We start from the raw sequence: 10,749 nt of genomic DNA, 5'->3' as shown, positions 1-10,749 counted from the left end.
ATCTGCCAATCGGCCCTCCCCGGGGCACCCGGCCCACCGAAGTGTGACAGCCGAAGCGGAAGTGTCACACTTCCCGGCCCATCTCCCCCGCCCCGACCCCGACCCTGCCACCTCTGGAGGCCGGGGTCTTCTCTAACCAGTCACATACCATGACAGTAGTTAGATTTATCCCCGGCTTCCAGCAACCACCCACCCGGGGTTGGCCGCTAAGTCAGCCCGGCGTGCAGGCGAGACGGCAGCGCGCCCCTTCGCCCCGGCCCGGAACGCAGTACAGGCAGGGGAATTCATGCCTGAGCCACCCGTTCCTTCGGGCCGCTCGCTCGCTTCTCAAACGGGCTGGAGCGGGTCGAGTCAAGGGTGGAGCGCAGCGGAATCGGCGCAGCCGACGCGACCGTAGGGAGCGCCCTTTACTCGGGCCGCGGAAGGCCGACACTGGCAAAGAAGCGAGTGGCCCAACGTCCACTTCCCGACTTGGGCTCAGTTTCCGAACGTCACTTCTTTTGCCTGGGCAACAGCAGCCGTACGACCCGGCGCCTCGTGGTACTTCCAGTACAGGTTCGTGTGGGCGATGACCTGCTCCGGCGGCGGCGCACCCCACCGGCTCAAGTCCGACGTGGTGTGGGCATCGGCGACGAGTGTCACGTCGTAGCCGCGTACGAAGGCGCCATGGATCGTGGAGCGGATGCAGGCGTCGGTGGATGCGCCGGCCACCACGAGTCGTCCGACTCCGGCCTCGGCCAGTACCTGCTCCAAGGATGTGCCCTCGAAGGAGTCGGGGTAGCTCTTGGGGACGAGGGGTTCCGGGTCGCGGCGGGTCAGTTCGGGGACGTACTGCCAGGCCTCGCTGCCCTGGGGCACGTTCTCGTCGAAGTGCTGGATCCAGACGACCGGCACGGATTCCTCGCGGGCCCTGTCGACGAGTCCGGCGATGTTGGCGACAACCGCGTCACGGGCGTACGCCTCGGCAACGACGCCGACCTGCACGTCGATCAACAGCAGAGCGGTGTTGGGACGTTCGGACAGAGTGGTCATACCCCGGGAGGTTAGCGAGCGGCCGAGATGTGGGTGAGGAAGTCCGTCCAGGTCGTCATCCCGACGGTGAGCTGAGCCTCCGTGACTCCGAGGGACTTGGAGTCACGCACGTGGATCGCGGCAGGGGCTACGGCCACCTCGACGCAGTCGGTGGGCTCACTGCTGCTGCTGTAGCTGCTCTTGAACCAGTGGAGTTCTGCGGCGCTCATAGTCTCCCCAGTGCTTGCTCGATACAGGCCATCGACTCCCTCGGAGGGAGTGCCTGGGACCGGATCATCCCATACCGCAGTTCAAGGACCCGAAGATCCCTAGGGTTTGAGACCGGCCGACCGTTGAACGCGCCGTCGGAGCGCCCGATCGCCGTGCCATCACCGAATTTCAGCACTTCGATCAGACCATGCATTCCGGCATGCTCCTCGCGATCGGTCGGCATGACCTGGATCGAGACACTCCTCAACTGCCCCACCTCCAGCAAGTGTTCGAGCTGTCGGCGCAACACCATTTTCCCTCCAATCGGGCGTTCCAGCGTCACCTGCTCCTGGATGAAACTGAGTGCAGGGGCAGGATCCCGGTTGAAGACGGACTTACGGGCCACGCGTGCGGCAGCCCCCTGCTCAATCTCGCCGACGGGAAGGGCGGGTTGCCGCATCTCGATCAACGCCCGCGCGTACTCCGGCGTCTGCAACAGCCCATGGATGTTGTGGTTGCTGTACAGCAGCATCTCCACAGCCCGGTCTTCCATCTCCTTCAGCTCCCGCACCTTCTTCGGGTACTGAGCCTTCTGCATGTCCTCCATGAACGCCCTCAAGTGGCCTCCCGCGTTCACGAATTGGTCGACCCGGTCCAGGAACTCCGGCCTCGGAATCCGCACCCCACGCTCTATCTTCCGGATCATGTCCTCGCCGTAGCCCATGGCGACTGCCACGTCGGACACCCGTAGACCTGCCAGTTCCCGGAAAACCCTGAGCATCCGCCCGACCGCCTGCACCAACGGCTCGATCTCGTCCCCCGGTTCGACATCCCAACCGGCCTCGTCCTCAACCTCGTTCATGCCCCACCTCCATCGCGCTTCCGTACCCGTACAACCGACGAGACAGCCGAGACAGTGCGGGACAAAGCGGAGACGGTCACGGTACGCACGGTCGCCATCACTCACTCAGGGAAACAATGGCTCCACGCTGAGTGACATGAATCAAGGAATCGCCGCCCCTCCTCACTTCGAGAACCCCATCCCCAACTTCACGGTTCTCCTGTCCCCCACCCCTCGCGGCGCCCGCCTCGCCCGTCTCCTCGCCACAGAGCAACTCCGCGACTGGAACATCCCGTTGGACCACGCGGCGCACATCGTCGCCGAGCTCGCAGCCAACGCGTCGACCCACGGGCGCGTAACCGGCCGGGACTTCCGTCTGACCCTGTACGTCGTCGCCGGGACCCTCCGTATCGAGGTGTCGGACACCCGCGGTGATCAGCTTCCCCGGCTCCAACGCGAAGACCCCGGCGCCGAGTCGGGACGGGGGTTGCTGCTGGTGGAGGCCCTCGCGGACCGGTGGGGTGTGGCTCCGGGGCCGTATCCGAGGAAGACGGTGTGGGCGGAGCTCAAGCTCGTACCCTGCGATCAAGGGAAGCCGCGCCGGAACCGACGTACGGGAGACGCCACACCATGAGCACGCCACCGCCCACTGCTTCACGACCGGCCGTTCGGATCGGCGTGCTCGTGCCGTTGACTCGGCCTGGGTGGGTCGAGGCGGGGCAACAGCTGCTCGCTGGGCTTGAGTTGGGGGTTCGTGAGGTCAATGAGGGTGGTGGGATCGCCGGGAGGCCGCTTGAGCTGGTGGTCAGGGATACGGCGGCTGATCCGAAGAGGGCCGTGGCGGCCGTAGACGAATTGGGTCGGTTGGGTGTGGTTGCGCTGGTCGGGGAGTATCACAGCGTTGTCGCTCGTGCTGTTGCCGGCAGGGCGGAGGCTCTCGGGCTGCCGTTTCTGTGTTCGTCGGCCGTTATCGACTCGCTGACCGATGAGCCTTCGGAGTGGGTCGCGCGGCTTGCTCCGGCTCAGTCCCAGGGGTGGAAGGTCTACGCGGAGTTCCTGCTCGGTGCGGGGCATCGCCGGATCGCCGTCGCGGCTGATCCGAGTGTGTACTGGGCGTCCGGGGCGCGGATTCTGCGGAACCGCCTTGTCCCACACGGTGGTTCCGTCAGCGAGCTCGACATGCGCGCGCTCAGCCCGGAGGCCGTGTGCGACGCGCTCGTCGACAGTCGCGCTACGGCCCTGCTTCTGCTGGTCGGGTATCCGGAGCCGGCCGTGTCGATTGTCAGGTGCGTTCGGCGGGATCGGCGGCTCGGGGAGGTGTTGGTCGGCGCTCCGGCCGGGCAACCCGAATTCGCCGAGTGGGGCGGGGTATTGGGGGATGACGGCGCTTCGGTTCCGTTCCTGCGTTATCTGCCCGCTCGGCTCGGGGTACTTGGTTTGCGCGTCGAGGCTGCTCTGCGTGAGCGGCTGGGCGGCGCGCCTTCCTTCGTCGCCTTCGAGGGGTACGACGCGGTGGTCGTTCTTGCCGATGTGCTGCGTTCTCACGGGGTGGACCGGGGTCGTATCGCCGCGTCCTGGCAGCGTGTCGCGGTTGAGGGGACGCGTGGGGCGATCTCGTTCTCGCGTGTACCGGGTATCGGCGTGTGGCAGTGGGCCTGGGCGCCGGTCCAAGTTGTTGATCGGGATCCGGCGGAGCCCGGGCGTTTTCGGGTGCTTCACACCGGGTGACGGGAAGACCCCGGCACCGAAAGACGGGGCCGGGGTCCACTGATGCCGTGAGCAGGGGTCAGGCGCGTACCAGCTCGCGGTCCTCGTCGGGGTCGGAGTCCTTGGAGTCCAGCTTGCGCAGGCCCTCGCCCTCTACGTCCACGTTCGGCAGTATCCGGTTCAGCCACTTCGGCAGCCACCAGGCCCGCTTCCCGAGCAACGCGAGCACCGCCGGGACGATCGCCATGCGGACCACGAACGCGTCGAAGAACACGGCGATCGCGAGGCCGAAGCCGATCATCTTGATCATGGATTCGCTGGAGCTGATGAAGCCGGAGAACACGGCGATCATGATGACGGCCGCCGCGGTCACCACCCGGGCGCTGTGCCTGAAGCCCGTGACGATCGCCTGGCTCGGCTTCTCGCCGTGGACGTGGGCCTCGCGCATGCGGGTCACGAGGAACACCTCGTAGTCCATGGCCAGTCCGAAGACCACGCCGACCATGAAGATCGGCATCATCGACATGACGGGGCCGGTTTCCTCCACGCCCAGCAGGCCCGACAGCCAGCCCCACTGGAAGACCGCCACCACGGCGCCCAGTGCTGCCATGACCGACAGGAGGAAGCCGAGGGCCGCCTTCAGCGGGACCAGGATCGAGCGGAAGACCACGATCAGGAGCAGGAACGCCAGGCCCACCACCAGGATCAGGTACGGGACCAGCGCGTCGTTCAGCTTCTGCGACACGTCGATGTTCATCGCCGTGGTGCCGGTGACCAGGACCGACGAGTCGGTGTCCGCCTTGACCTGCGCGCCCGCGTCACGGATGCCGTGGACCAGGTCCTCGGTCGTGACGGACGACGGCTTGGAGTCCGGGACGACGGTGATCGTCGCGGTGTCGCCGTCCTTGTTGAAGGTCGCCGGGGTGACCGTGGTGACGTCCTTCAGGGTCTTGATCTTGTCGGTCACCGTGGTGACGTCGGCCTTCGGTGTCTTGCTGTCCTTCGCGTCGACGACGACCATCAGCGGGCCGTTGAAGCCGGGGCCGAAGCCCTCGGACAGGAGGTCGTAGGCCCTGCGCTGGGTGGTGGACGTGGGCTGCGAACCGTCGTCGGGCAGGCCCAGTTCGAGCGAGGCCGCGGGGATCGCCGCCGCGCCGAGTCCGATCACGCCGAGCAGGAGGACGGCGAGGGGGCGTCGTACGACGAAGCTCGCCCAGCGGGTGCCCATGTTCGGGCGGGATGCCTTCTCGGCCGAAACCGCGCGTCCGCCGCCCAGGAGCTTGCTCTTCTGGCCGGTGGGCTTGATCTTCTTGCCCGCGTAGCCGAGCAGTGCCGGGATCATGGTGAGTGCGATGAGGACCGCTATCGCCACCGTGCCGGCCGCGGCCACGCCCATCTTCGTCAGCATCGGGATGTTGACGACCGCCAGGCCGACCAGGGCGATCACGACGGTCAAGCCTGCGAACACGACTGCCGAGCCCGCCGTGCCCACCGCTCGTCCGGCCGCCTCCTCGCGTTCGCGGCCCTCGGCCAGCTCGGCCCGGTAGCGGGAGACGATGAACAGGGCGTAGTCGATGCCGACCGCGAGGCCGATCATCATCGCGAGGGTGGAGGTGGTGGTGCCCAGGTCGAGGGCGTTCGCCAGTGCCGTGATCGTCGAGACGCCGATGCCTACGCCGATCAGCGCGGTGAGCAGCGGGAATCCGGCTGCCAGGAGTGAGCCGAAGGTGATCACCAGGACCACGGCGGCTATCGCTATGCCGATGATCTCCGTCGAGCCCGTCTCGGGGGTCGCGGTGAGCGCGTCACCGCCGACCTCGACCGTGAGTCCGGAGGCCCGTGCCTGTTGCGCGGTCTCCTTCAGGGCGTCCTTCGACGCGTCCTTCAGCTCCATGCCGGAGACCTTGTACTTCACGGACGCGTAGGCGATCGTGCCGTCCTTGCTGACGGCCTTGCCCTTGAAGGGGTCGGCGACCGAGACGACCTCGGAGCCGTCGCCGAGGTCCTTGACGGTCTTCTCGACGGTGGCCTTGTTCGCGCCGGTGTCGAGCTTCTCGCCGGCCGGGGCCTTGAAGACGACCCGGGCGGTGGCGCCGTCGGCGCTCATCCCGGGGAAGCGCTGTTCCAGCAGGTCGAAGGCCTTCTGGGCCTCGGTTCCCGGTACGGAGAAGGAGGAGGCGCCGGCCGCGGGCGCACTGGCCGCGCCGACTCCCGCGAGGGTCAGCAGCGCGATCCATAGGAGGGCGACGTAGTGCCGTCGCCTGAAGGCGAGCCGGCCGACTTTGTAGAGGAACGTGGCCACGAGGGCGTACTCCCGGTCAGGTCGTGGGTTCTTCGGGGCAGGGGTGATCAACCGGTTGGGGACACGGGTGATCGGCCCGACGACGTGAGCGGTTACGTCAGGTGGGCGTGCTGTGGGTTTTTCGTGCGATGGGTCGGTCAGGTGGTGGGTGCGCCCAGTGCGGGGAGCACCACGGCGTCGATGTACGACAGCAGGAAGGCCTGGGTGGGCGGCTGCTCGTCGATCATGGTGCGGGCGGCGAACCCGCCGATCATCATGTGCACGATGAACTCGATCGCCGGGTTGTCGGCACGGATCTCACCCCGGTCGATCGCCCGCTGGAGCACCGTCTGGAACTCCGCCATCTCGGGTTCGACGAGGTGTTCCCGGAACGCCCGAAGGAGGTCCGGGCTGCCGTGCATCGCCATGGCCAGGCCCCGCATGAGCGCGGAGTTCTGCTCCATCTCGCAGTCGTCCGACCGCATCGTGAGGGCGTGGAAGTCGCCCCTGAGCGAACCGGTGTTGACGGCGGCGGCCGAGGCGCCCGGCTTGTTGTGCCGCACCGCTTTGGCCACCAGCTCGGCCTTGCCGCCCCACTGGCGGTAGAGGGTCGCCTTGCTGGACTTGGTGCGGGCCGCCACGGCGTCCATGGTGAGGGCGTCGTAGCCGACCTCCCGGAGCAGGTCGAGCACGGCCGCGTACAGCTCGGCCTCACGCTCGGGTGTGATGCGACTGCGACGCGCCGTTGCGACCTCAGTCATGCGACTCACCTCTCCGACTCCGAACGACACCGTTTCGTACCTGCTTCGTACGTCATGAATGTAGCGCACTCACCAAAGAAACGAAACCGTTTCGTACGTGTGTTGAGTCACCCAACCTGTCACCCAACCTGTCACCCAGCCGCCACCCAGCCGGTCACGCCACCGCCCCACCGCCGCCACGCCGGTGATTTTTCATAAGTTGCTCCGGTCCGTCCCCCGGAAAAGCATAGGGACGTGAGCTATCTGCGCCTGCCGCACCTCAGTGGAGACCTCCTGAGCTTCGTGGCCGAGGACGACCTCTGGCTGGCCCCTCTCGACGGCAGGGGCCGCGCCTGGCGGCTCACCGTCGACCGCGCGAAGGTCGGCCACCCCCGCTTCTCGCCCGACGGCCGCCACATCGCGTACACGACCTGGCGGAGCCTGGTCCCGGAGATCCATCTGGCGCCGGTCGAGGGCGGTCCCGGGCGCCGGCTGACGTACTGGGGCAGCGCCGACACCCAGGTCTGCGGCTGGACCCCGGACGGCGACATCCTCGCCGTGGCCTCGCACGGGGAGCCGTTCTCCTATTTCACGTGGGCCCACAAGGTCCCCACCGACGGCGACCCCGGCGGCCGGCTCCCCTGGGGCCCGGTCTCCGACATCCAGCTCGCCGACCTCGACGGCGAACGCCGGACCCTGCTCCTGACCGGCACCCCGCCGCACGAACCGGCCGCCTGGAAGCGCTACCGCGGCGGCGCGATGGGCCGCCTCTGGCTGCACGGCCGCCGCCTGCTCGCCGACCTCGAAGGCCACCTGCACTCCCCCATGTTCGTCGACGGCCGCATCGCCTTCCTCTCCGACCACGAGGGCATCGGCAACCTCTATTCCTGTTCCTACGACGGCTCCGACCTGCGGCGCCACACCGACCACGACGCCTTCTACGCCCGGCACGCGGCGAGCGACGGCACCCGGGTCGTGTACCAGTGCGCCGGTGACCTGTGGATCGTCGACGACCTGTCCCCGGCATCGGTCCCGCGCAAGCTCGACGTCCACCTGAGCGGGCCGCGCGCGGGTCGCCGTACGTACCAGGTCCCGGCCGCCCAGCACGTCGACGGCATCTCGGTCGACGAGACGGGCCGCGCGAGCGCCGTCGTCGTACGGGGAAGTCTGTACTGGCTCACCCATCGCGACGGTCCGGCCCGCACCATCACCGACACCCCGGGCGTACGGGTCCGCCTCCCCGAGATGCTCGGCAGCGGCGGCCAGGTCGCCTACGTCACGGACGCGGACGGCGAGGACGCGATCGAGATCGCCTACCTGCCCCGCGCCACCGGCGAACGCGAGCCCCGCCGACTCGCCTCCGGCGAGGTGGGCCGCGTACTGGAGTTGGTGTCCGACACGGCGGGCGAGCGCCTCGCGATCGCGGCCCACGACGGACGACTGCTCCTGCTGGACGCGACGGAGGACTCCAACGGAGAGGTGACCGAGCTCATTTGCTCGATCAACGGGCCGGTCCGCGACCTCGCCTTCTCCCCCGACGGCACCTGGCTGACCTGGTCCCACCCTGGCATCGGCCGTTCCCTGCGCCAGATCAAGATGGCCCGCATAAAGGACCGCCTGATCGTCGACGTCACCAACGGCCGCTTCGAGGACGAGAATCCGGTCTTCACCAGGGACGGCCGCTACCTCGCCTTCCTCTCCTGGCGCGGCTTCGACCCGGTCTACGACGTCCACACCGGCGACCTGTCCTTCCCGCTCGGCTGCCGCCCCTACCTCGTCCCGCTCTCCTCGGCGACCCCCTCCCCCTTCGCGTTGAACCCGGAGGGCCGCCCTGCTGCCGGAGGCCTGGACCCGGCGGAGGACGAGGGCGCGGACGGCGCGGTGACGGTGGAGGTGGAGGGCCTGGAGAGCAGAGTGACGCCGTTCCCGGTCGCGGCCTCCAAGTACTCGGCGCTGTACCCGGTTTCCGGCGGCGGCCTGGTCTGGCTGCGCTGGCCGATCTCGGGCGCGCTGGGCGAGACCTTCGCCAACCCGGACGACACCAGCGGCCGGCCGACCCTCGAGTACTTCAACATCAGCAAGGCGAAGAAGTCCGAACTCGTCGACCACCTCGACTGGTTCGCGGTGAGCGGCGACGGCTCACGGCTGGTCGTGGTCGACGAGGACGAGCTACGAGCGGTCCCCTCCACGGAGTCCGGCGACAGCGACTCGACGGTCTGGATCGACCTCCGCCGCATCCTCCACGAGGTGGACCCGCCCGCCGAATGGCGGCAGTCGTACGAGGAGGCGGGCCGCCTGATCCGCGCGTACTACTGGGACCCGCAGATGTGCGGCATCGACTGGAACGGCATCCTCGACCAGTACCGCCCCCTGGTCGAACGGGTCGCGTCCCCCGACGACTTCGCGGACCTCCTCCGCGAAGTCCTGGGCGAGTTGGGCACCTCGCATGCCTATGTCACCCCGTCCCGCCGCAACGAGGGCCCGCCCCACTACCAGCGCCGACAAGGCCTGTTGGGCGCCAACTTCGTACACAGGGAGGGTGGTTGGACGGTCGCCCGCATCCTCCCCGGCGAGTCCTCCGACTCCAAGGCCCGTTCCCCGCTGGCCGGCACGGGCATCCGAGAGGGCGCGATCCTGACCCACGTGGACGGCCGCCCCGTGGACGAACTGACAGGCCCCTACCCCCTGTTGGCGGGCGCGGGCGGCACAACGGTGGAGCTGACCTTCACCCCGGCGGAGGGCGAGGGCAGGGCCCGCCGTGTCGCGGTCGTCCCCCTCATCGACGAACGCCCCCTCCGCTACCAGGACTGGGTGGCCAAACGCCGGGCGGTCGTACGGGAGTTGAGCGGCGGCCACTGCGGCTACCTCCACATCCCCGACATGGGCGGCTCCGGCTGGGCCCAGTTCAACCGCGACCTGCGCCTTGAGGTGTCCCGCCCGGCCCTCATCGTCGACGTACGCGGCAACGCGGGCGGCCACATCAGCGAGCTGGTCGTCGAGAAACTCACCCGCACGATCCTCGGCTGGGACCTCACCCGCAACGCCCAACCGGTGTCGTACGCCTCAAACGCCCCCAGGGGCCCGGTGGTCGCGCTGGCGGACGAGGCAACGTCCTCGGACGGCGACATGATCACGGCCGCCTTCAAGCTGCTCAAACTCGGCCCGGTGGTAGGCCAACGCACCTGGGGCGGAGTGGTCGGCATGACCGGCCGCCACGAACTCGGCGACGGCACGGTGATCACGGTCCCCATGAACGCGGCCTGGTTCGACGCGTACGGCTGGTCGGTGGAAAACCGGGGCGTGACCCCGGACTTGGAGATCCTCCGCACCCCACTGGACTGGGCAGAGGGCCGCCACGCCCAACTGGACGACGCCATCAAGCTGGCACTCGACCTACTGTCCATCCACCCGGCGGCAACCCCACCGGACCACAGCGCGGTACCGGACCGAAGCAGACCAAAGCTACCGCCACGCTCTTGAGAAACAGAGGGGGCAACTCACCCAGGGCCGCAGGGCTGTACCTATGTGCAACTCCGCCACGTTCTTAAGGCAGGCGAGGCCGACTCACCTAGGGGCGCGGGGAACTGCGCACCCAGCCCCCACCGTCCCGCACCCAACAACGCACCCAAAAAACAAACGCAGGGCGCCCCAAAACAACAGGGCGCCCTGCGCAAACAGACTCCGGCTACGCGTCGTAGTCCTGGTCCATCCGGTCCTCTTCACGCTGCATACGCTCAGAGGCCTCGTCCCGCTGCTGGCCACGCTCCGGGCCGCCACGCTCCTGGCCACGCTCCGAGCCGCCGCGCTCCTGGCCACCACGCTCCTGGCCGCGCTCCCGCGCCTCGTCCCGGCCCTGGCCGGCCTTCTCCTTGGCCTTGCCCGCGAGCTCTTCGGCCTTGTCCTGGAACTGGTCCTTCATACCCATGTGGGTTCACTCCCGTAGTGGGGGGATTGGCCCT

9 protein-coding genes are annotated in these 10,749 nt (G+C 68.3%); 3 read left to right on the top strand and 6 right to left on the bottom strand.

The window, feature by feature from the left end:
- Positions 1-477 precede the first annotated feature (477 nt).
- From ACFWP5_RS35260 to ACFWP5_RS35250, 3 genes are read right to left on the bottom strand one after another with little or no spacing between them, the layout of a single operon-like run.
- Positions 478-1,032 (bottom strand): cysteine hydrolase family protein, encoded by a 555-nt coding sequence (locus ACFWP5_RS35260; RefSeq protein ID WP_384166121.1) that lies wholly within the window; start codon positions 1,030-1,032, stop codon positions 478-480.
- 11 nt (positions 1,033-1,043) lie between these two features.
- Complete coding sequence (locus ACFWP5_RS35255) at positions 1,044-1,241, bottom strand: DUF397 domain-containing protein (protein ID WP_384166119.1); 198 nt, start codon at positions 1,239-1,241, stop codon at positions 1,044-1,046.
- Positions 1,238-2,083 (bottom strand): helix-turn-helix domain-containing protein, encoded by an 846-nt coding sequence (locus ACFWP5_RS35250; protein ID WP_384166116.1) that lies wholly within the window; start codon positions 2,081-2,083, stop codon positions 1,238-1,240. The genes ACFWP5_RS35255 and ACFWP5_RS35250 overlap by 4 nt, the downstream gene beginning before the upstream one ends.
- Before the next feature lie 136 nt (positions 2,084-2,219).
- Here ACFWP5_RS35250 and ACFWP5_RS35245 point away from each other — a divergent pair, with 136 nt between their 5' ends.
- Entirely contained in the window at positions 2,220-2,696 is a 477-nt protein-coding gene (locus ACFWP5_RS35245; protein WP_384166113.1) for an ATP-binding protein, read from the top strand.
- Positions 2,693-3,790: an ABC transporter substrate-binding protein gene (locus ACFWP5_RS35240; protein ID WP_384166110.1), complete on the top strand. Its 1,098-nt coding sequence runs from the start codon at positions 2,693-2,695 to the stop codon at positions 3,788-3,790. Before ACFWP5_RS35245 ends, ACFWP5_RS35240 begins: the two co-directional genes overlap by 4 nt.
- A 58-nt stretch (positions 3,791-3,848) precedes the next feature.
- On the opposite strand, the gene ACFWP5_RS35235 is transcribed toward ACFWP5_RS35240, so the two are convergent.
- Both ACFWP5_RS35235 and ACFWP5_RS35230 read right to left on the bottom strand, forming a co-directional pair.
- The gene (locus tag ACFWP5_RS35235; protein ID WP_384166107.1) at positions 3,849-6,071 is read right to left on the bottom strand and encodes an MMPL family transporter; all 2,223 of its coding nucleotides are present in this window, start codon (positions 6,069-6,071) and stop codon (positions 3,849-3,851) included.
- 137 nt (positions 6,072-6,208) lie between these two features.
- Positions 6,209-6,811, bottom strand: coding sequence for a TetR/AcrR family transcriptional regulator (locus ACFWP5_RS35230; RefSeq protein WP_384166104.1), 603 nt, complete (start codon positions 6,809-6,811; stop codon positions 6,209-6,211).
- Between the two features lie 234 nt (positions 6,812-7,045).
- Here ACFWP5_RS35230 and ACFWP5_RS35225 point away from each other — a divergent pair, with 234 nt between their 5' ends.
- Entirely contained in the window at positions 7,046-10,270 is a 3,225-nt protein-coding gene (locus ACFWP5_RS35225; protein ID WP_384166101.1) for a S41 family peptidase, read from the top strand.
- A 205-nt stretch (positions 10,271-10,475) separates the two neighbouring features.
- On the opposite strand, the gene ACFWP5_RS35220 is transcribed toward ACFWP5_RS35225, so the two are convergent.
- Positions 10,476-10,715, bottom strand: a complete 240-nt coding sequence (locus ACFWP5_RS35220; protein WP_384166098.1) for a hypothetical protein — start codon at positions 10,713-10,715, stop codon at positions 10,476-10,478.
- Between the last annotated feature and the right edge of the window lie 34 nt (positions 10,716-10,749).

The sequence above is a fragment of the Streptomyces sp. NPDC058469 genome, assembly GCF_042721125.1.
Classification (GTDB): Bacteria; Actinomycetota; Actinomycetes; order Streptomycetales; family Streptomycetaceae; genus Streptomyces.
Note: the sequence above shows the minus strand (reverse complement) of the source record. Positions and strands in the feature narration are given on the sequence as shown.

Coding starts and splice junctions, on each gene's coding strand:
- ACFWP5_RS35220 (WP_384166098.1), bottom strand. CDS start 10,715: ATGGGTATGAAGGACCAGTTCCAGGACAAGGCCGAAGAGCTCGCGGGC.
- ACFWP5_RS35255 (WP_384166119.1), bottom strand. CDS start 1,241: ATGAGCGCCGCAGAACTCCACTGGTTCAAGAGCAGCTACAGCAGCAGC.
- ACFWP5_RS35230 (WP_384166104.1), bottom strand. CDS start 6,811: ATGACTGAGGTCGCAACGGCGCGTCGCAGTCGCATCACACCCGAGCGT.
- ACFWP5_RS35260 (WP_384166121.1), bottom strand. CDS start 1,032: ATGACCACTCTGTCCGAACGTCCCAACACCGCTCTGCTGTTGATCGAC.
- ACFWP5_RS35240 (WP_384166110.1), top strand. CDS start 2,693: ATGAGCACGCCACCGCCCACTGCTTCACGACCGGCCGTTCGGATCGGC.
- ACFWP5_RS35245 (WP_384166113.1), top strand. CDS start 2,220: ATGAATCAAGGAATCGCCGCCCCTCCTCACTTCGAGAACCCCATCCCC.
- ACFWP5_RS35250 (WP_384166116.1), bottom strand. CDS start 2,083: ATGAACGAGGTTGAGGACGAGGCCGGTTGGGATGTCGAACCGGGGGAC.